Here is a 19,100-nt window from a genome sequence, read left to right on the forward strand (position 1 = left end):
AGGCAAGCTTAGCTTTTCTTATTTTCGTACAACGGAACAAAACAGACACTGCCTTATGCAATTTGACAATCCCAAAATTAAAAGCCACCTTTTGACACCCAAATCCAACCAATTTAAAAAGGACCACCGCGCATTGCGGTAGTCCCAAAAACATCCGCATCATCTGCCCAGATAACTCCACGGGCTGACATAGCTTCCGTTTAATGATACACCAAAGTGTAAATGATTTCCAGTAGAAATACCCGTACTTCCGACCTGTGCGATCGTCTGTCCGGCAGATACTGTCTGACCTGGTGAAACCAGAAGCGCAGACGCATGCATATATACAGTATATAATCCACCGCCATGATCGATCATCACATAATTGCCGGCAGCACTACTGTAGGCTGCCGTCGTAACCGTTCCATCCGCTGCCGCCACGATCGCAGCACCTCCGGACGCTCCGATGTCAATTCCTTTATGATTGGAAGAAGCACCTCCCATCGGCGACACACGTGTTCCATAATCACTGGTCACACGCGTACTGCTCGGACAAGGCCAGGTGAAAACTCCTCCTGTATATGGATTATCCTGCTTGCCTGCAGCCGCTTTCTCTGCTTCGATACGCTTGATCTCCGCAATGATTTCCTCCTGTGCCTTTATCTCCGCCGCATAGTAATCTGCATCACTCTGTGCCGAATCGATATTTCCCTCAATTCCGGCAAGTTCTGTCTCACGTTGTTTCATAAGTGCTGCAACCGAAGCCTTTTCCTGTTCAACAGATGCTTTTTCCTGCTCTACTTCTTTTTTTATTTCCTCTAATGTGGCATAGTCTTCTTCTAACTGTTTTTCCACATTCTCAATATAATCCACTGTGTCCTGATACTCGTTAAGCTTTTTTCTGTCATATTCCTGAATCTGAATGATATACTCAGCAGAATTTAAAAAATCTGAAAAACTCTCTGAACTGAAAAGTGCCTCAAAGTAGGACTCCTGTGCATTTTCATACATAAACTGTATGCGCACTTTCATATCCGCATACTGCTGTTCTTCCTGCTTTTTTGCATCTTCAAGCTGACTTTTCGTATCCTCGATCTGGTCTTTTTTCTCAGTCAGCTCCTGATTCTTCTGCGCAAGCCGGTTTTCGAGTGCAGTGATCTGACTTGAAATATTCATTAGCTGCGTATTCAGGTCATTTACTTTTTCCTGCACATCCCCTTTGGACTCTTTGAGCTCGTTTATGGTCTGTTTTGCATCTTCCAAAGCCTTTTCCAAAGCTGCTTTTTCCTGCTGCGCTTCTTTTAAAGATGTGGATGTATTTTCACTTTTCTTTGCACTGCTGTTTTCTGCTGCCGGTGTTATCTGCACTGTGGCAACCACACCGATCATCACAATCAGTAATACAGCCGTTATCCTGTGTATCCATTGACTTTTATTAATTATCATACCTTTAAATGTTTGCGGATTGTAATCCGGCTTCCAATAAATCCAATACCAACACCAAGTAACAATGCCACAGGAACCAATGTGTGGAATACCTGATCCACACTTAAGAACTGTATCATATTACTGATAAATTTAAACTTATCTCCAATATATAATATGATCTTCTCATATAAAACATACAAAATACCAAGCGGAATCGCCGCTCCGATCAACCCGATCACGATTCCCTCAACCACAAACGGGGCACGGACAAAATAATCCGTTGCACCGATCAGTTTCATAATTCCAATTTCTTCCCTGCGCACGGAAATACCGACCGTGATCGTATTGCTGATAAGGAAAATCGCAACGCCAAGCAAAATCAGGATGATTCCTGCAGAAATGTAACCGATCAGACTGTTAAAATCAGTCAGTGTATGCGCTACCATTTCAGACTGTTTTACAGATCGTATTCCATCTATGGACTCTAAATAAGTTACTAACGTACTCTGCATTGATATATCATTCATATAAATAGAATAACTTGCAGAATTGGCAAGCGGATTATCACCAGCAAAACTTGAAGCCGCATCTTCATTCCCATCAAAATAAACATCTTTAAAACTTTCCCAGGCTTCATCCGCAGACGTATATTCACAATGGGATACCTCAACGCGCTGCTTGATCAGATCACCGATTTCCTCAATGCGCTGTTCTGATATACCCGCATCAAAAAATACTGTGACCGCCACGCCGGATTCGGCATCTTTTACCATTGCCTGAAAATTGGTCACGATTGAATAAAAAAGACCAAACAAAAAAATACACGCTGTCATCGTCGCAATGGATGCGAGTGAAAACATCTTATTTTTCCAGATGTTGACCAGTCCCTGTTTAATCGTATAAAAAAAAGTACTAATCCTCATAATCGTAATCTCCCTCGCGTTTTAATACATCGCGCTCCGTCAGGCTGCGGCTGATAGCATTATCACCAGTCACAATACTGCTGGCTGTATCACTGTCATCCACGATTACACCTTTCTGCATGGTAATAACACGTTTATTCATGGCTTTTACGATCTCAAGGTTATGGGTAACAACAACAACCGTTGTACCATTGTTATTGATCTCTTCCATCAGCTTCATGATCTCCCAGGCATTATTATTATCCAGATTACCGGTTGGTTCATCTGCCAGAAGAATCTTCGGTTTATTGATAAGTGCTCTTGCGATTGCAACTCTCTGCTGCTCACCACCGGACAACTGTTTCGGATATGAGCGGTATTTTGCTGCCAGTCCTACCATGGAAAGCATCAAAGGAACATTCTTTTTGATGGAACGCGTGGATTCTCCGATGACTTTCTGTGCAAATGCAACATTATCATAAATATTACGATCCTTTAACAAGCGGAAATCCTGAAATACCACGCCTATCTTACGACGGAATTTCGGGATTTGTCTTCGCCTGATCTTATTTAATTTCTGACCGTTTATTGTGATCGTACCCTCCGTCGGTTCAAGTTCCTTCAATAAAAGTTTAATCAGCGTAGATTTTCCGGAACCACTGTCCCCGACGATGAATACAAATTCTCCTTCTTCAATGTTAAGACTCACGTCATTAAGCGCAGGTATTCCTGCAGAGTACGACTTGCTGACATGTTCTAACTTAATCATAGCAATCTCCATTTCTAGTAGTCTAACGACTCCATGTACTTCATATATTTTACTACCATAAGTGCGATCTTAAAAGTAATGGCATCTTCAAACACACGCAGATCAAGTCCGGTTGCTTTCTGCAGCTTGTCCAGACGATATACCAATGTGTTACGGTGAATATAAAGCTGTCTGGAAGTTTCGGAAACATTCAGGCTGTTCTCAAAAAACTTATTGATCGTTGTAAGTGTCTCCTCATCGAACTCATCCGGTGATTTACCATCAAAGATCTCTTTGATAAACATCTTGCAGAGTGGGATCGGGAGCTGATAGATCAAACGTCCGATTCCTAGTGTAGAGTAAGCAATAACATCTTTTTCCTCAAAGAAAATCTTGCCTACATCAAGTGCCATTCTTGCTTCTTTATAGGAACGAGATACTTCTTTGATCTCTCCGACGATCGTACCGTATGCCACATGTACATCACTGTCCGAATCAGAACGGAACAGATTTACAATGACCTCGGCGGTCTTATTCATCTCCTCGTATCCTTCATTCTCCCCTACTTCTTTTACAACAATGATATTTTTCTCATCCACCGCGGTGACAAAATCTTTGGTCTTTCCTCCAAAAATGCCACGAATACGTTCAAGTTCATTACCGTCTTTGTCGCGGTTGGTCTCCACGATAAAAACAACACGTCTGACTTCCGTATCAATATGCAGTTTTTTGGCACGATTGTAAATATCAACCAAAAGCAGGTTATCCAAAAGCAGATTCTTGATAAAGTTATCTTTATCAAATCTCTCTTTATATGCTACCAGAAGATTCTGGATCTGGAAACTGGCAATTTTCCCCACCATATAGACGTCATCGCTGTCGCCGTTGGCAAGCAGGATGTATTCTAACTGATGATCGTCAAACACCTTAAAAAACTGATAGCCGTTTACAACCTGGCTGTCTGCAGGAGATTCCACAAACGCAAGCGCCGGCTCCATATATTTGTCTGCTTCCGGAAATGTAGCAGCCAGCACCTTCCCCTCTACATCAATAATGCATAAATCAATGCGGGTAATTCCTTTCAACCCATCAATTGTATTTTGAAGTATCTGATTTGAAATCATAAGCTCCGCTCCTTCTATCTTCGTTTCATTTGAAACACACCCGGCAAATCGGGCTGCTGTGTACATCAGCTGTCAATTTCTGTATGTCACAGTACATAACCTCCATTGCACGCATGGGCAACTTTCACAATAAAAATATACCCATTGTCCCCACTTAAAAATACCTAAATTCTATTTTAATGCAAAACAGCAAAAAAAGAAAGAGGAAATGCATATTTTTTATGCACTTCCTCAATGTATCCTGCTTTTTTCCCATTTTTTACAGTGTACATAGTTCACAAAGAAAATTTTCAGGACATCTGCTCCTGGAATCCCTCACCGAGTACCTCTCTTGCATCTGAAACAATTACAAATGCATCCGGATCCACTTCGCTTACGATCTCTTTTACCTGAACAATCTCTTTTCTCGAAACCACACAGTAAAGCATGCATTTTTCCGCACCGGAATACATTCCTTTTGCGTGAAGCCCTGTCACGCCGCGCTCTAACTCTGTCATAATACGTTTTGCCACCTGATCATAATGGTCTGTGATAATAAATGCAGCTTTTGAAAACTTTAAACCTTCCATCAGCGCATCTGACACTTTGCTTGTCACAAAAATTGCAACGATCGCATACAATGCCACATGTACACCAAACACAAACAGTCCGGCGATCACAACCGCTCCATCTAAAAACTGTATGATCTGTACCACGGAATAATGTTTATAGTAATGCTGGATCAGGGTCGCCACCATCTCCGTTCCACCGGTTGTTGATTTTGCCAGCAGCACAAGTCCCATTCCGACACCGCCAATACAGCCGCCGAAAATCGCTGCCAGCACATAATCACCATCAGTAAGATCGATAAGAGGCAGTATATAAAGCCAGAGGGAAAGAAGAAGTGTTCCAACGATCGTTCTCCAGATAAAACGTTTCCCCTTGATCTTAAAAGCAGCTAAAAATAACGGCACATTGAGCACAAGGTTCGTCAGCCATAAAGGAACACCACCCGGAATCAGTCTGCCAGTCACATCTTTTATAATGATTGCAAGACCGGTAAATCCTCCTGTTACCATACTGACCGGATCATAAACACACTGAATACTCACTGCGATCAATGCCGTTCCCACCAGCATAAGGATATAATCCCAGACCAGAGATCTTTTATATAAAAACTTCTGCATACCAAACCTCAGCTTTCATACTTTTCAATACTGTTTTTTAATCTGATACGTTGAATCAGATTAAAGAAAAAACCTTTGATCTTCGATCTTTTCCGGTGAACTTCAAATCCGCCGATTCCATACCATAAATTCGCATTGATCTTGTCACGGTGTTCTACAAGGAAATGTTCCTGTTTTGGGGATGGAATGATCGAAATGATCACAGCCGGTGTTGCAGCATTCAGCTCATTGATCACACCCTCAAGATCTCCAACGCAGTTTTCCGTCGCAGCAGCACCAGCCAGTACCAGCTTGGGATATTCCTCACTAAGTTCCTGTATTAATTCATCAACAGCCTCCTGTGTTTCTCCAATAACAAAAACAGATTTACGGTTACGCTCCACACGCTTTAAAAATTCATCTGAAAAATCATTTTCTTCTGTTTCTCGAATCCTCTGCATCGTATCGACTCCCGCCGCCTGAAGGATTCCTTTCTCTCCGATCACTGCCAGATCAAGGGATGAGATCACCTCTTTTAACACAGGATCTGTTTCCGACTCGGTAAGCATCTGCATGGAAACCATCTCGATAACATTTAACACATTATTATCATACCAGGCTTCCACGCGCATGATTGCTTCCCGCACTGTATAATTGTCCAGTTGTATTCCAAGAATATCTATCTTCTTAATCATTTTACACCCATATTCATTTCCATATATTGAAAAAATATACGCGAACAGTATAGCAGACATGGGGTAATATTTCAAGAAATACTAACCGTATCTTATTTTTGCTCTGAATTTTTGGCTGTTGTAAACAGTTTCTTTAAGCAGCTATATGCAACCAGAACACCTAATATCATAAGTAAAAGTGCGACAATAAGCTGTAATCCATCCACTAAAAACGTTGCATTATGTGCGGCAATATTTGATACCAGTGCAATCGTTTTCTGCACCAGGGCTGTAAATGTAACTGCCAGCATTACGAACATTGGTATGTAAAGTGTCCATCCGGTTCTTCCTGTTGTCTTTAAGAACACAGCCAGTGCGATCAATACCATTGCTGCAAGGAGCTGGTTTGCAGAACCAAATAACGGCCAGATATTATTGTATCCGCCAAGTGTCAGCAGATAACCGAAGAATAATGTGATCACTGTCGCAAAATATTTATTGGTCAGTACACGCTGTGCAGGTGTCATCTTTTCTGGATCGGTGCTGTCTCCATAAAACAGTTCCTGAAAAGACATACGTCCGATTCTCGCTACAGAGTCAAGTGATGTTAATGCAAGTGCCGATACACACATAGTCATAAATACAGTTGCAACCTGAACCGGAACACCAAGTTTCTCTAAGAAGCCGGCAACACCAGAAGAGAAAATTGCAAACGGTGTTCCCTCAGGTTTTGTTCCACCGACTGCAACGGCTCCGACAACTACCAGTGCCACAATACCAAGTAATGATTCTACTACCATTGCGCCATAGCCGATCATCGGCATATCTTTTTCATTGCTGACTGTCTTAGAAGAAGTACCGGAAGATACAAGGCTATGGAAACCGGAAACTGCACCACAGGCGATCGTAACAAATAATGTCGGGAATAATCCACTTCCATTTACATTAAACCCATTAAATGCATTTAACTGCATCTGCGGATGTGCAACGACAACTCCGACAACTGCACCGATAATCATACCGAGCAGCATAAATGTTGTCATGTAATCCCTCGGCTGCATCAGAAGCCACATTGGAAGAACAGATGCCAGGAATAAGTATGCCATGATGATGTAGATCCATGCTGTCTTTGAAGCATAGATTGGAAGTTTCATACCAACTGCAAACATCACAACTAAAAGAGCGATCGCAACAACTGCTTTTACCCATTCATTCATTTTTCCAACATGCTTCTGGATCACGCCAAAGATAACAGCTACAACGATAAATAACATCGAAATAGATGCTGCTGCTGAGTTTGCATAAGCAGTTCCTGCGCTGTCTAATCCGACACCATTAAATGTTCCTGCTACCATATCAGTGAATGCTGCGATAACAAGCAGTGTAAATAGCCAGCAGAACAGCATGAATAATTTCCGTCCTGTCTTACCGATATATTTCTCAATGATCATTCCCATCGATTTTCCTTCATTCTTTACGGATGCATACAGTGCGCCAAAATCCTGTACGGCACCGAAGAACAATCCACCGATGATCAGCCATAACAGAACCGGTACCCATCCAAACACGGATGCTAAGATCGGTCCAGTAACAGGTCCTGCTCCTGCGATGGAAGAAAACTGATGTGAAAATACGGTAAATTTTGATGACGGTACATAATCCTGTCCGTCCTCATGTGTATAGGCAGGTGTTTTTGCATTCGGGTCGATTCCCCATTTTTTTGCAAGCCACCTTCCATACAGCAGATATCCTGCTGCAAGTGCTACAATTCCAATTAAAACAATTACTAATCCATTCATAACCTCTTACCGTCTGCACACTGCAGACAACTCCTTTCTTTTTTTTCAGATAAATAAAAAGACTTTCGTCTGATAGATGTTTATACATCCAAAAGACGAAAGCCTATACTTCCGCGATACCACTTTTCTTGCCATGTTCCCATGACCTCTCTGCCCCATCATATATTCTGTGTACCATATATGTATATATCATATCACACATATACATATGCCTATCGTGCATCTATCATACACAAATATCCCTAACAGGTCTCTCTGTAACGGAAGAGCTCCGGTGCCGCTTACTGACCTGATGGCTTTCGGCGTACTGCTTGCAGAGGATATTATCAAAAGATGCATGTCATTTTCCACCAGCCAACGACTCTCTGTAATGCATTGCCTTCCAATAACGGTATTCTGTTCACTGCATTTGTTCTATTTATCTGTATGCCACATAGTTTAGCACTCTTTTTTCAAATGTCAACCGCTTTTTTCACATTTTAATTATTTCGAATCTTTTTTCTGAATTATCAGATATTTTCTCAAGTATTGTAATCTTTTTTCATATTTAAAAAGTCAATATCTTTTCCACAGTTTTTTATTTTATGGCAAACTTTATGATTTATACACAAAACAAATATTCGATTTTTTTACTATGTAAACCATGTTTTTTTACACCAAAAATGTGGATAACGTGGATAACTTCGTGTATAACTTTATTTTTCCACGTTTTTAGGGCATTTTAACAGTGGACAACTTTTGGGATAACTTTCTCCCTTTGTTTATTACTTTTTTTGCGCCATGATATTTTGTGCATGTTGTATACTCCACTTTTTCTTTATAGGACGTAATTTCCTATGAATTAAAAAAACAGCTATTATCCTAAGACAATAGCTGTTCTTATCATAAATTAGAAAATTCTTCTTACACAGATCGGACTTCTGTAATTTACATTGGAGAACTTGATACCACTTGACGGCGTACTTGCATGAACGATCGTACCACCACCAACATAAATAGCAACATGTCCACTGTAGCATACAATATCTCCCGGCTGTGCATCTGATAGACTTACCCCATATCCAACCCCTCTTAATGCACTGGAAGAATGAGGAAGACCTACACCAAATGCTGCATATACACTCATAACAAAACCAGAGCAGTCTGCACCGTTTGTCAGGCTTGTTCCACCGTATACATATGGATTACCGATAAACTGGGATGCATAACTTGCAACTGCCTGTCCGTTAGAACTTCCTGCTGCTGCATAGCTCTTTGAGCTTCCAGAATTCTTTGATGAAGATAACTTACCATCTGCTTTCTTTCTTGCTGCGTTTGCTGCTGCATCAGCTGCCTCACGCTCTGCTTCCTCTTTTGCAAGTCTTGCTTTTTCTTCTGCTTTAGACTCAGCCTGTACAAACTCGATCGTAATATCTACATAATCTTTATGTACCCAGCCATCACCCTCTTCGGTGGTAACTTTTGCCCAGCCTTCCACAGACTCATCATCTGTAACAACCAGGTCATCTCCAACCGGAACCATGGTAAGAATACTTGCATCTGTGGACGGCTCTGTTCTTACATGGAGTGTTGTGGTGTTGACCTTTGCGTATTTAGTACTGACTTTCTTTGCCAGTTCCTCATCATTTGGTACTACATATTCGCAATTTACATATCCATCAACATTACCGGACTTAATACGATACCAGCCGTTATCTGTTGTCTCAAGGATTGTTCCTGCGGAATTATTGTACAGCTTACCAAGTACCTCACTGTCTGTATTTGGCTCTGAACGAACATTTACATAATTATCAACCTGCGCAATCGCAATATCTGTATATTCAGAAGCAACAACCGGTGTCTCATTCTCACTGACCTGCTCTGCCTGCTCTGCTGCTGCCTGAGCTGCTGCATCATTGCTGTCTGCAAGGCACTGTGCCAAAGCCTGTGAAACACCTGCTGCAGGTGTCTGTCCCTCTGCAATTTCAGCTGCAGTCACACTTGAAACACCTGCGACCGGGGCTGCATATGTATTTAACCCAAAGCTGCCAATTGATAATGCTCCTGCTAAAAGACAGCCTGTAATTCTTACCATTCTCTTCTTCATTTACGAAAAGCCTCCAACTGAGTTTTCATGTTTTCGCAACTATAAAACTATTTCATCGTTTGTTACGAATTTGTTACATTTATTACGTGTTTATTATAACAAAGGCATATTTCCATGTCAACCTGTATTAACCGTGAATTTTACTAAAATATTACATTTCTTTTTATTCAATTTTTCATGGAAATAGCTTATCTTTTCATGGAAATGGCTTGTCTTTTCATGGAAATGGCTTGTCTTTTCCATAGATTCCTGTCATAATAAGGTTATAAATATTTTTTCAGGAGGTGCAGTATGGATATTTCAGGTATGACGCCGGCACTTAGTACATTACAGTCCTACGACGCAGGCTCTTCTGTCAGTCAGACCAGCCTTTCCTATGCGGTTTCTACTGAACTATTAAGCCAGCAGCTCGATATGACGCAGGAAATGGGCACCGCTATGGTTCAGATGATGGAACGTTCCGTAACACCGGGACTTGGTGGAAATATTGACGTTTATATTTAATCAATCTATAAATCAGAGATTATATATCATGTCGGCAGAATAAAAAATCCCGGTACAGATGGGAATCACACCATCTGTACCGGGATTTTTCATGTTAATTCATAAGAGCTGATCTAGGATACAGTGACTATGCTTTTTATGGCTTTGCTTTATTTTACAGCAATAGCCTCAATCTCAAGCATAACATCTTTTGGCAGACGTGCAACTTCCACACAGCTTCTGGATGGAAATGCTCCGTCAAAAAATGTTGCATATACTTCGTTAATTGCACCAAAATCATTCATCTCTTTGATAAAAACAGTCGTCTTAACAACATTTGCCATACTGGTTCCAGCTGCTTCCAACAGATTAGAAAGGTTTGTCAGTGCCTGTTTTGCCTGTGCAACAGAACCTTCCGGGATTTCACCGGTTTCCGGTACAACCGGAATAATGCCTGATGTATAAACCATTCCATTTACTTCGATTGCCTGTGAATATGGTCCAATTGCTGCCGGTGCCTTGTCTGTACTGATGACTTTTTTCATAATATTTTCCTTCTTTCTGTCAATTTTTTCCTATCATAGCATATGCTTTTAAATTAATCAATTTTACGGATCGATTTTTCATTGATCTCTATCCGGCGTTCTTTATAAAGTCTTCCGACCGCTCTCTTGAACGCATTCTTGCTAAGGCCAGTCTCTCTCTTGATGACCTCCGGTGAAGATTTGTCCGTAAATGGGAGCACACCTGCAAATTCTTCAATCACCTGCATGACCTTTTTGGCATCTGCATCCATCTGAAGATAGGCTTTCTGCCGCATCGTAATATCTAATTTCCCATCAGGCTTTACATTGGTCACGGTTGCCTCGATGACATCACCGATACGGAGCATGCTATGATCTTCAAAAGATGGAAGCATGGCGGAATACTGATCATCTACCGCAACAAATGTTCCAAAATTATCGCTGAACTCATAGACACGGCCATTTACAATATCGCCGGTATGATATGGTGATTCCAGTGACAGAAGATCATACAGATGCTTCATGCTTGCACACAGACGTCTGCTCTTATCAATGTATAACGTCACTAAAATCTCATCCTCCGGCTGAACCTTAACGGTCATCTCTTTATAAGGAAGAAACAGATCTTTTTCCAGTCCCCAGTCTAAAAATGCACCAATCTTTCCGACCTCTTTTACAGTCAGCACCGCAAGTCCACCCAATGTCAGCTTAGGTGCATTTGTCGTCGCAATGAGCCTGTCTTTGGAATCTTTATATAAAAACACCCGGAGTTCTTCTCCGATCTTAGTTCCTTCCGGCACCTGTTTTTCCGGCAGCAGCACACGGGTCTCATCCTCCATATGTTCTGCAAGATATACGCCAAATTCTACTTTTTTTATTACAACAAGTTTCTGATATTCACCTAATCTCATATTTTATGACTGCCTTTCTTTTTTCTGAATCTGAAAGCAGATGACCGCATATGGTGCACCTTTTTCATCCGCAAGAGTAACTGTGATCTGTTTCCCTTCCATCGTGACAACCGGATACAACATGTCTCCTAACATTGCCGACTTACGATACTCCGCACGAAGTCCGCAAACCACAACCTGTTCCGGCAGATACTCTTCCGCTACCAGAATGTATTTGCCATTATTCATATGATGATTTGTATCGATATAAAAACGTGAGACACGTACCGGTTCCTTTTTCACACTTTTCTTTACCGCATCATCTGGTAAACTGATTTTCCGGTCTGCCCATTCTCCCGGTATCTCATCATTAATCTCCGGTGTATAAATTTCTTTCATCCGCTCTGATATGCGCGCCGGCCGCATTTTTTCTGTGTCCATAAACACCCATACTGAATTTGCCTCAGCAAATATTATACCATCGTCTCCCTCAATCCGAAAATTCCGGTATCCATAAAATCCACGGAATGCATACGGCCATGTACTGACCTTAATATGCTGCCCCATCTGCGGATATCTGTAAATTTTTATCTCCCAGGAAGATAGTACCCATGCCACCTGTTCTTTCGCAAGATAATCCACACCAATTTCCAGATCCTCAGACTGAAAAGTGCAGCAATCCTGCAGATAATCCAGTAATGACGGTAATGTCAGTTCTTTTTCACTGTTCACTTCACTGTAACGCACACGGCTGTTAAAACTATACATAAAATGCCTCATTTCCAGGTATTTTTAAACTTCTCTGACTGATTTGCTGTATTGTTCTTTTGTTATGCTACCACATTTTGAGGCGTTATGGTAGGGATATTAAAAATTTTCTGCCTGCAGCCGCATATCCTGCCCGTAAGGCTTTTTATGTAACAAGGAATTTCAACGAAATTTCCTATTGCACAAAAAACCTCAACAGTTCTCACTGCTGAGGTCTTATTAGCAGGGCTACAAGGATTCGAACCTTGAAATGACGGAGTCAGAGTCCGTAATGTCAGGGGTTGTTCTGCCTGTAAAATCAAGGGTTGTAAGGGTGGGATGGGAGAAATTGACCTATGGATTGACCTATCCGCATTTACTATACATTATTCAATAACTGCATTCTCTCTTAAATATGCTTTTATCGCCTCTAATATATTTCCAGCTGCTTCCATTTGTTCCGCTGCCTCTTCATTTGATGCAATATAAAAATCATCATAATCACTCGTTTCTCTTTTTTTCTGGAGGCGCGCAAGCAAACGACCTATTTCTCTAGGGAAAATACCTGCTGCAACATATTCTTTATTAAAATAAGCAACGACATCTTTATGCCTCTTAAAATCCGTATCTGCTAAAGCCAGCACAGCCTTCACAGCATAAAATGCCGCATAATATGATCTGTTAATCGCATCTTTAAACAAATGATTTTCCATACACAACTGTGCACTTCTTTTTGTATCTTCTGCCTGAGACACTCTATACAGACACAAATCTTTTTGTTTATCTGTCATGCAACCTGCACCCCTTCTGTTTTTACATTACGATAAAATGGAAGTGTATCTGACCAATATTCAAAAAATTCCTGATTTTTAATAACCGGCGAAAGCACTTTCCCATATTTTAACTCTAAATCAAATGCATCATCATATATATGGTTCTCAGATTGTTTTATCTGATTTTCTGATAGAGTTACCAAAATCATAATATCAATATCCGAACTCTCATTATAATCTCCTCTGGCATATGAACCATACACTATAATACTTTTCAGATTTTTTCCAAAATATTGTTTTACGAGTGTTACAAACTCATCCAATTCAGATTGAATTCCTTGTGGCATGTTCTTTCACCTTCTTTCCTTCCATTTTCTTATCTAATGCCGCCCGCCCTTTCTTTCAATAAAATATGTTTCATTTCTACACTTATTATTATATGCTATTTTTATGTCCTTTACAATACGAACCCCTTTCAATGATACTCCCAAAACATACATCTCCCCACACACCAGTAAAATAAAACAAAAGGCAGGGCTACAAGGACATATTATTCATCGTAATATCTTTTCCGTTAAATATATAGATAACGTTACTCATTGCATTCGCCATTGTCTACATACCTTTACTAATAAGTTTCCAATACCCATTATTTTCTATATATTTTTCGTAATTCACATCACTTCAATTCTCCTTTCTATGATTTTTCCACTCAGCTTCACTTAGTCTAAAACGGCTTGCGCTTGATATGAAACTATTCATTGTTATCAAATATCTCCTTTTCTCATCCTCATCTAAATCAAATGATTGAAACAAGTCAATTATTTCCTTCGGAAAATTTTTTTGGGAAAATATATATAAGTAATAACTACACACAAAAACAGGAAGATAAAAAATCGCTTTACTGTACCCTTGTCTCTCTTTTTCAATACCTCTTAAAACTTCTATCATTTGAATAAACGATCTTGATATATATTTCCCTGTTTTCTCTTTCCAACCTGAACATAAAATACAATACAGGGCCATCATATTCTCAATATTAAGAACATACTTTTTACCTGGAATATTACAGATAATCCCATTTCCAATAAATTTTTCATTTTTTCTTAGCTTAACCAAAAAACCAGAATTACCTACAATTATACTAGCAGCAAACTTCCCGCACACATTGGTTGTCTCCTTCATAAATATCAATTTTAAACAACCACAAAATAAAAGACTATTTGCCAGTGCCCAACCATAGTCCTTTTGTAAAATGTATATTGCATCCACAATTCCTGTAATAAACAGCAAACCAACAGTCATTTTTTTTAATGCTGCTTTATGCCATTTTTCTTCTACGATATCAGGCTGATATTGTATTTCAACTACATCTTTAATCTTTCCAAGCCTGATCAAATACAATTTTTCATATTGACCTAATAAATATGCCAAATTTGTTTCTATTACAACCTCAGTTTGATTGACAAGTTTTAATGCAGAATTATTCCAAAAAATTTTGTATAATTTGTTTAATGATTTTAGTTCCATTCTGCTATCTCCAATTGTCAGTCGCCCAACCATAATTAAAGCATATAAACCAATCACAATGATACTGATGCAACATATTTGGTATATTACAAATGTGAATAATTCAATTTGAGAATCAATACTCTCATCTTGCATAAGTACGGAACAAATTACACTCCCTGCTATGGCAGCACCTAAAATCATATATACTTTGTCAATATAATAACGTTTATTTATTTCTTCACGAGTTACTGATAAATAATACTCTTTTTTTCCAAATGTCGCTGAAAAAATAATAACTGAAATTACTACACCTCCATAAGATAACAGAATTGCCTCCACACCATTAATATTTTTTAGCAAAGATTCCATGTTCTGTATATACTTTTCATCAATCTGAGAAAGAAAAAGTACAATAAATATAAATAAATATGCCCATAAAAAATCAAAAATAATTATATCAAGCACACTTTTTTTATTAATTGAGTAATATAATGGTGATCTAACTTTAAAAAAATCTCTTTTATTTTTTTCACCTAATATTTCATACATCAAAACCACTATAAGTTGCATAAAAAATATTCCATTAGGTAATACACATATGTATTGCATTATATTTTTTACTCCTTTGTAATAACGCATTTCATATCGCGTCACTTTATTTTTCTCTCTTTTATTCCATTTCTTTTTCTACATATTTCAATTATATATGTTAATTTTTCCTCTGTCACGTCATTTGTACTTTATTACAACAAAAAATGATACCAAAAAAATAACCATTTTCCTTTATTAATTTCTAATATTCCTAAATTTAATCCATCAATAGATTAAGGGGCATTTCTCAAGGAAATGCCCCTTCTACACTAGTATTTATATACTTCAAATGCCCATATTCCCCAACAAATATTAATCTCGCTCTCAGAATTCTCCATTCTTTATCAATATCTGTTGATATAAACTTTCTGCAATACGATAACCGTTCTCTCTTAGGCGATCCAAATCTGGTTTTATACACCTAATAATTCCTTTTTGTTTCGCTAAGGAAAGAATCCCCAAAATGCCAATCGTGTTAACCAAAAATTCTGACGCCATTCTTCTTGCCGCACGTTCATCTATTATCACCAACGAAATATCAAATTCTTTCGCCCCAACAATTACCTCCAGTTCTCCATAATGCAGTTTACCATACAGAGCTTTTATCATATCAGCATTTTTTACCTAATATACCTTAAGTCTTCCACTTAATACGCAATCTTGAATTTTCTCTACTTCTGTCTGATGATTAACAGAATCCGCACAAAGCTCATTATAAACAGCTTCCGTTAAAATGATTTCTTCAAATAGCTCTTTACTCATAAACTCCTCCTGCAAGTTTTTCCAGCGTTAAATCATCCCTCTGCAAATCTTCCTCTGTACAATCTCCCCACGGTATTCCACACTTTTTCAATATGTCTATAAAATCCCACACACTTTTTCCTGTTAACTCCGCCGCTTTTTCTAGCGTTACTATGTTAGAAGCAAACAAGCCAACAACTGCAGAAAGAGTAAGTTTATCACTAACAGTTTTACCATCTTTTAGTGTATACAGGTATGGTACTAAATCTTCTGATATCTATTTTGTTTGGTTTCTTTGTTGCTGCCTGTATGTCTGTAATCTGTCCTGTCCCAATTCCAGACACAATCAGAACTAACGTCAAAACCCATGCAAAAGCCTTTTTTAATATTTCTTTTTTCATGATCTCATCCTCCGTATTTTACTTTCGAATCCAATAATCTTAATCTTTTTCTTCCGTATCAATTTCATCCAGTAATTAATTGTCTTTGCGATCCGTTTTTTCCATTTTTTAATGCCCTTAAATTTGCCGCACTATATGCGCCGCCTGGTGCATTTTCAATAATGCCGATCAGCTTATCATAATATTCCTCTACCAGACGGATACACTCCTTTTCGTAAAATGTTGCATTCTGTAAATATCCCTCGGAAAAAGAAACTAATATCTCATTCAGACGGTCTGTCGTATAAATATTGGCTTCCTTTTTGTCGTAAGATTTCTCAGATGCCACTTTCTCTGCACATGCATCCTGAATTTTCCAGCCCAGATCGCTGATCGTAGTACTCCCAATCACATCACCAACGGTTTCTACAACTCTTCCAATTGCTCTCCCAAGCGCTCTAAAAAATCCCATGTTACTGTTATATAAATAACAAGTATGCAAAAGGTAATACCTTTTCATTTTATTTTCAATTATCCACCTTCTTTATCAATTATCTTCTCTTCCGTAGTCTTATTTAAAGTTGTCCGGCATTAAATTACTTATTTGTTTGCAAAAAATAATTTTCAAACATAAATGTAATACAATAATAAAGGAAGGATTTTTATAATCATGTTCAACAGCTACGATGATTTAATAACCATTGATGATCTCTGCGACATGCTCGCAATTGGAAAAAATACTGCATACCATCTGTTAAACACCAATCTGATCCATGCATTTAGAATCGGAAGAATATGGAAAATTCCACGAGATGCGGCTTCAGAATATGTTTTAAGAAACAGCAGTCTGACTAAATAACACAGCTTCTCTTTCACGCTCTAGCGGTGCTGTTTACAACTAACTTCTTTTCCGCGAGATTGCACATCCTGCCCGGAGGGCTTTTTGATTCATGGGACGTATTTTCCTATGAATTAAAAATAACCCTGACAGCAGCTTCATCACTGGCAGGGTTCACTTACAAAATTAATTTGTGATATTGCCATTCACCTATTTAATTTCTAATAACATCATTTTTCATAAATCTTTACCCCTGTTTCTGCGATCTCATGATCAATTTCCGTTCCCTTCTCCACATGAGAAACATCAAAAACATCCATTTCCTTATCTAATGCCACCCGCAATGCCTCAATCAATCCAACAAACTTTAAACCTTTTAGTCCACTGTCGACCAATAAATCCACATCACTTGATGCATTTGCGCTGCCCTTTCCATATCCCACGCACCAGTAAAATCAATGTTTCCCGGCATTTTCGATTGACCTATAAATTGACCTATCCATTCAAATTTCCTCTTATTTTGCAGAAAATTGCCGTACTCCGTTCCTGCAGAGCATTTTCCCTTTGATCCCAGCTTTTGCTGATTCATCCAGACAAAAAAGCCCGGAAAGCCGCACAATTCTGCGTCTCTCCGGGCAAAAAAATAACCTCAGCAGTCTCACTGCTGAGGTCTTGTTAGCAGGGCTACAAGGATTCGAACCTTGAAATGACGGAGTCAGAGTCCGTTGCCTTACCGTTTGGCGATAGCCCTTTATCTTGTCTCTAGCGTTTCGCGCCGTCAACAATAGCTATTATATATGAGTATAATATTTTTGTCAACTGTTTTTTTGAAAAAATTTTTAAATTTTTAAAAAAGTTGCAATTTTTCTCCGACCATCGCATATAACACCATCTCTCCCCAGGAAAGATCAGCTTTTCCATTGGTTGCCTCGATAATTTCTTTCTCTGTCTGTTCCTGCATCCCGGATGGAACCATCAAAAGCAGCTCCACTTTTTCGGTATAAACGGTATCAATAAGTGTCAGCCCATTTTGTGCAATCAGATACTGTAATTTTCCAAGTCCGGTATAATCCGTCCCTACGGAAAGTCTGCGTCCTTCTTTTTTATCAATAATGACACTTGCTGCAAGTCCTTCCTGAACAGATTTCTGATATGCACGCACAAGTCCGCCCGTTCCAAGGAGCACTCCACCAAAATATCTCGTAACCACAACAGCCACATTGTGGATATCTTCTTTCAATAATACATCAAGCATCGGTCTGCCTGCTGTCTGTGCAGGTTCCCCATCATCTGAACAACGGCTCATCTCCTGCCTGTCTCCAATTACAAAAGCAGAACAGTTATGTCTGGCATCCCAGTATTTTTTTTTCATTTCTGCAATAAATGCGGTTGCTTCTTCTTCGGATGAGACAGGACGCACTGTTGCAATAAACCTTGATTTTTTTTCTATAATCTCTGCCTCTCCACCGGCATACACTGTTTTCATGCCTGTCCCTCCTGTCACTCATCTTTCAGACTGTTTTCTGTCATTTTAATGAATCAAATATTTCTATATATAAATAGGTAAATCAACCTCTCACATTCTCTGCGTGTTCCTATGGTATCATGTTTTTTTTCGAAATTCAATTCTTAAAAATAAATGAAGAAAGCCTGTATTTTCAGTTTTTCCTTTATTCTGACACATTTCTTTGCTATAATATGATGATGGTTCGTTCTGACTATAAATAGTATTGTAA

At 39.1% G+C, this 19,100-nt stretch carries 23 protein-coding genes and 1 tRNA gene; 2 read left to right on the plus strand and 22 right to left on the minus strand.

Annotation, left to right across the window (positions count from 1 at the left end; genetic code table 11):
• Nucleotides 1-159: 159 nt before the first annotated feature.
• From ACDD58_RS01935 to ACDD58_RS01970, 8 genes are all read right to left on the minus strand, one after another.
• The gene (locus ACDD58_RS01935; RefSeq protein ID WP_370775409.1) at nucleotides 160-1,425 is read right to left on the minus strand and encodes a murein hydrolase activator EnvC; all 1,266 of its coding nucleotides are present in this window, start codon (nucleotides 1,423-1,425) and stop codon (nucleotides 160-162) included.
• Nucleotides 1,422-2,330, minus strand: coding sequence for a permease-like cell division protein FtsX (gene ftsX, locus ACDD58_RS01940; RefSeq protein ID WP_117922502.1), 909 nt, complete (start codon nucleotides 2,328-2,330; stop codon nucleotides 1,422-1,424). The genes ACDD58_RS01935 and ftsX overlap by 4 nt, the downstream gene beginning before the upstream one ends.
• Nucleotides 2,320-3,078: a cell division ATP-binding protein FtsE gene (gene ftsE, locus ACDD58_RS01945; protein ID WP_015520859.1), complete on the minus strand. Its 759-nt coding sequence runs from the start codon at nucleotides 3,076-3,078 to the stop codon at nucleotides 2,320-2,322. Before ftsE ends, ftsX begins: the two co-directional genes overlap by 11 nt.
• A 14-nt stretch (nucleotides 3,079-3,092) precedes the next feature.
• Nucleotides 3,093-4,181: a CdaR family transcriptional regulator gene (locus ACDD58_RS01950; protein ID WP_006855194.1), complete on the minus strand. Its 1,089-nt coding sequence runs from the start codon at nucleotides 4,179-4,181 to the stop codon at nucleotides 3,093-3,095.
• 290 nt (nucleotides 4,182-4,471) lie between these two features.
• Complete coding sequence (locus ACDD58_RS01955; protein ID WP_117922501.1) at nucleotides 4,472-5,347, minus strand: YitT family protein; 876 nt, start codon at nucleotides 5,345-5,347, stop codon at nucleotides 4,472-4,474.
• Between the two features lie 8 nt (nucleotides 5,348-5,355).
• The gene (locus tag ACDD58_RS01960; RefSeq protein ID WP_243093950.1) at nucleotides 5,356-6,021 is read right to left on the minus strand and encodes a WecB/TagA/CpsF family glycosyltransferase; all 666 of its coding nucleotides are present in this window, start codon (nucleotides 6,019-6,021) and stop codon (nucleotides 5,356-5,358) included.
• Between the two features lie 92 nt (nucleotides 6,022-6,113).
• On the minus strand, nucleotides 6,114-7,799 hold the full coding sequence (locus ACDD58_RS01965) for a carbon starvation protein A (RefSeq protein WP_117922499.1): 1,686 nt from the start codon (nucleotides 7,797-7,799) through the stop codon (nucleotides 6,114-6,116).
• 889 nt (nucleotides 7,800-8,688) lie between these two features.
• Nucleotides 8,689-9,885, minus strand: coding sequence for a C40 family peptidase (locus ACDD58_RS01970; RefSeq protein ID WP_117922498.1), 1,197 nt, complete (start codon nucleotides 9,883-9,885; stop codon nucleotides 8,689-8,691).
• A gap of 291 nt (nucleotides 9,886-10,176) precedes the next feature.
• Between ACDD58_RS01970 and ACDD58_RS01975 the strand changes: the two genes are divergently transcribed.
• Complete coding sequence (locus ACDD58_RS01975) at nucleotides 10,177-10,389, plus strand: YjfB family protein (protein ID WP_117922497.1); 213 nt, start codon at nucleotides 10,177-10,179, stop codon at nucleotides 10,387-10,389.
• 149 nt (nucleotides 10,390-10,538) lie between these two features.
• Here ACDD58_RS01975 and ACDD58_RS01980 read toward each other — a convergent pair whose 3' ends face one another.
• The 11 genes from ACDD58_RS01980 to ACDD58_RS02030 all read right to left on the minus strand — a co-directional run bounded on the left by ACDD58_RS01980 (nucleotide 10,539) and on the right by ACDD58_RS02030 (nucleotide 16,998).
• On the minus strand, nucleotides 10,539-10,913 hold the full coding sequence (locus ACDD58_RS01980; RefSeq protein ID WP_006855202.1) for a RidA family protein: 375 nt from the start codon (nucleotides 10,911-10,913) through the stop codon (nucleotides 10,539-10,541).
• A 53-nt stretch (nucleotides 10,914-10,966) separates the two neighbouring features.
• Nucleotides 10,967-11,803 (minus strand): S1 RNA-binding domain-containing protein, encoded by an 837-nt coding sequence (locus ACDD58_RS01985; protein WP_370775416.1) that lies wholly within the window; start codon nucleotides 11,801-11,803, stop codon nucleotides 10,967-10,969.
• A gap of 3 nt (nucleotides 11,804-11,806) precedes the next feature.
• The gene (locus ACDD58_RS01990) at nucleotides 11,807-12,550 is read right to left on the minus strand and encodes an acyl-[acyl-carrier-protein] thioesterase (RefSeq protein WP_370775419.1); all 744 of its coding nucleotides are present in this window, start codon (nucleotides 12,548-12,550) and stop codon (nucleotides 11,807-11,809) included.
• Between the two features lie 365 nt (nucleotides 12,551-12,915).
• Nucleotides 12,916-13,320, minus strand: a complete 405-nt coding sequence (locus ACDD58_RS01995) for a HEPN domain-containing protein (protein ID WP_370775421.1) — start codon at nucleotides 13,318-13,320, stop codon at nucleotides 12,916-12,918.
• On the minus strand, nucleotides 13,317-13,649 hold the full coding sequence (locus ACDD58_RS02000) for a nucleotidyltransferase domain-containing protein (RefSeq protein WP_117922493.1): 333 nt from the start codon (nucleotides 13,647-13,649) through the stop codon (nucleotides 13,317-13,319). The genes ACDD58_RS01995 and ACDD58_RS02000 overlap by 4 nt, the downstream gene beginning before the upstream one ends.
• Nucleotides 13,650-13,986: 337 nt before the next feature.
• Nucleotides 13,987-15,468, minus strand: a complete 1,482-nt coding sequence (locus ACDD58_RS02005) for a hypothetical protein (protein ID WP_370775423.1) — start codon at nucleotides 15,466-15,468, stop codon at nucleotides 13,987-13,989.
• A 261-nt stretch (nucleotides 15,469-15,729) separates the two neighbouring features.
• Nucleotides 15,730-16,014 carry a DUF3368 domain-containing protein gene (locus tag ACDD58_RS02010; RefSeq protein ID WP_370775425.1) on the minus strand — a complete coding sequence of 95 codons (285 nt, stop codon included), beginning with the start codon at nucleotides 16,012-16,014 and terminating at the stop codon, nucleotides 15,730-15,732.
• 15 nt (nucleotides 16,015-16,029) lie between these two features.
• On the minus strand, nucleotides 16,030-16,167 hold the full coding sequence (locus ACDD58_RS02015) for a hypothetical protein (protein ID WP_370775426.1): 138 nt from the start codon (nucleotides 16,165-16,167) through the stop codon (nucleotides 16,030-16,032).
• Complete coding sequence (locus ACDD58_RS02020; RefSeq protein ID WP_370775429.1) at nucleotides 16,160-16,336, minus strand: UPF0175 family protein; 177 nt, start codon at nucleotides 16,334-16,336, stop codon at nucleotides 16,160-16,162. Before ACDD58_RS02020 ends, ACDD58_RS02015 begins: the two co-directional genes overlap by 8 nt.
• A gap of 40 nt (nucleotides 16,337-16,376) precedes the next feature.
• Complete coding sequence (locus ACDD58_RS02025) at nucleotides 16,377-16,547, minus strand: hypothetical protein (RefSeq protein WP_370775431.1); 171 nt, start codon at nucleotides 16,545-16,547, stop codon at nucleotides 16,377-16,379.
• A gap of 64 nt (nucleotides 16,548-16,611) precedes the next feature.
• Complete coding sequence (locus tag ACDD58_RS02030; protein ID WP_370775433.1) at nucleotides 16,612-16,998, minus strand: hypothetical protein; 387 nt, start codon at nucleotides 16,996-16,998, stop codon at nucleotides 16,612-16,614.
• Between the two features lie 198 nt (nucleotides 16,999-17,196).
• Between ACDD58_RS02030 and ACDD58_RS02035 the strand changes: the two genes are divergently transcribed.
• A complete protein-coding gene (locus tag ACDD58_RS02035) occupies nucleotides 17,197-17,385 on the plus strand; it encodes a helix-turn-helix domain-containing protein (protein ID WP_370775436.1) in 189 nt (62 codons plus the stop codon).
• 209 nt (nucleotides 17,386-17,594) lie between these two features.
• Here ACDD58_RS02035 and ACDD58_RS02040 read toward each other — a convergent pair whose 3' ends face one another.
• The 3 genes from ACDD58_RS02040 to ACDD58_RS02050 form a co-directional block, all read right to left on the minus strand.
• Nucleotides 17,595-17,807, minus strand: a complete 213-nt coding sequence (locus ACDD58_RS02040) for a hypothetical protein (protein WP_370775438.1) — start codon at nucleotides 17,805-17,807, stop codon at nucleotides 17,595-17,597.
• A gap of 236 nt (nucleotides 17,808-18,043) precedes the next feature.
• Nucleotides 18,044-18,115, minus strand: a tRNA-Gln gene (locus ACDD58_RS02045).
• A gap of 96 nt (nucleotides 18,116-18,211) precedes the next feature.
• A complete protein-coding gene (locus ACDD58_RS02050) occupies nucleotides 18,212-18,850 on the minus strand; it encodes a YigZ family protein (protein ID WP_370775440.1) in 639 nt (212 codons plus the stop codon).
• Between the last annotated feature and the right edge of the window lie 250 nt (nucleotides 18,851-19,100).

The sequence above is a fragment of the Roseburia sp. genome (genome assembly GCF_041325975.1).
GTDB classification, from domain to species: domain Bacteria; phylum Bacillota; class Clostridia; order Lachnospirales; family Lachnospiraceae; genus Roseburia; species Roseburia rectibacter.

Bases quoted from the DNA above. Each gene is read 5' to 3' on its own strand.
- ACDD58_RS01935 (WP_370775409.1), bottom strand. From the start codon at position 1,425: ATGATAATTAATAAAAGTCAATGGATACACAGGATAACGGCTGTATTA.
- ftsX (WP_117922502.1), bottom strand. From the start codon at position 2,330: ATGAGGATTAGTACTTTTTTTTATACGATTAAACAGGGACTGGTCAAC.
- ftsE (WP_015520859.1), bottom strand. From the start codon at position 3,078: ATGATTAAGTTAGAACATGTCAGCAAGTCGTACTCTGCAGGAATACCT.
- ACDD58_RS01950 (WP_006855194.1), bottom strand. From the start codon at position 4,181: ATGATTTCAAATCAGATACTTCAAAATACAATTGATGGGTTGAAAGGA.
- ACDD58_RS01955 (WP_117922501.1), bottom strand. From the start codon at position 5,347: ATGCAGAAGTTTTTATATAAAAGATCTCTGGTCTGGGATTATATCCTT.
- ACDD58_RS01960 (WP_243093950.1), bottom strand. From the start codon at position 6,021: ATGATTAAGAAGATAGATATTCTTGGAATACAACTGGACAATTATACA.
- ACDD58_RS01965 (WP_117922499.1), bottom strand. From the start codon at position 7,799: ATGAATGGATTAGTAATTGTTTTAATTGGAATTGTAGCACTTGCAGCA.
- ACDD58_RS01970 (WP_117922498.1), bottom strand. From the start codon at position 9,885: ATGAAGAAGAGAATGGTAAGAATTACAGGCTGTCTTTTAGCAGGAGCA.
- ACDD58_RS01975 (WP_117922497.1), top strand. From the start codon at position 10,177: ATGGATATTTCAGGTATGACGCCGGCACTTAGTACATTACAGTCCTAC.
- ACDD58_RS01980 (WP_006855202.1), bottom strand. From the start codon at position 10,913: ATGAAAAAAGTCATCAGTACAGACAAGGCACCGGCAGCAATTGGACCA.
- ACDD58_RS01985 (WP_370775416.1), bottom strand. From the start codon at position 11,803: ATGAGATTAGGTGAATATCAGAAACTTGTTGTAATAAAAAAAGTAGAA.
- ACDD58_RS01990 (WP_370775419.1), bottom strand. From the start codon at position 12,550: ATGTATAGTTTTAACAGCCGTGTGCGTTACAGTGAAGTGAACAGTGAA.
- ACDD58_RS01995 (WP_370775421.1), bottom strand. From the start codon at position 13,320: ATGACAGATAAACAAAAAGATTTGTGTCTGTATAGAGTGTCTCAGGCA.
- ACDD58_RS02000 (WP_117922493.1), bottom strand. From the start codon at position 13,649: ATGCCACAAGGAATTCAATCTGAATTGGATGAGTTTGTAACACTCGTA.
- ACDD58_RS02010 (WP_370775425.1), bottom strand. From the start codon at position 16,014: ATGATAAAAGCTCTGTATGGTAAACTGCATTATGGAGAACTGGAGGTA.
- ACDD58_RS02015 (WP_370775426.1), bottom strand. From the start codon at position 16,167: ATGAGTAAAGAGCTATTTGAAGAAATCATTTTAACGGAAGCTGTTTAT.
- ACDD58_RS02025 (WP_370775431.1), bottom strand. From the start codon at position 16,547: ATGAAAAAAGAAATATTAAAAAAGGCTTTTGCATGGGTTTTGACGTTA.
- ACDD58_RS02030 (WP_370775433.1), bottom strand. From the start codon at position 16,998: ATGGGATTTTTTAGAGCGCTTGGGAGAGCAATTGGAAGAGTTGTAGAA.
- ACDD58_RS02035 (WP_370775436.1), top strand. From the start codon at position 17,197: ATGTTCAACAGCTACGATGATTTAATAACCATTGATGATCTCTGCGAC.
- ACDD58_RS02050 (WP_370775440.1), bottom strand. From the start codon at position 18,850: ATGAAAACAGTGTATGCCGGTGGAGAGGCAGAGATTATAGAAAAAAAA.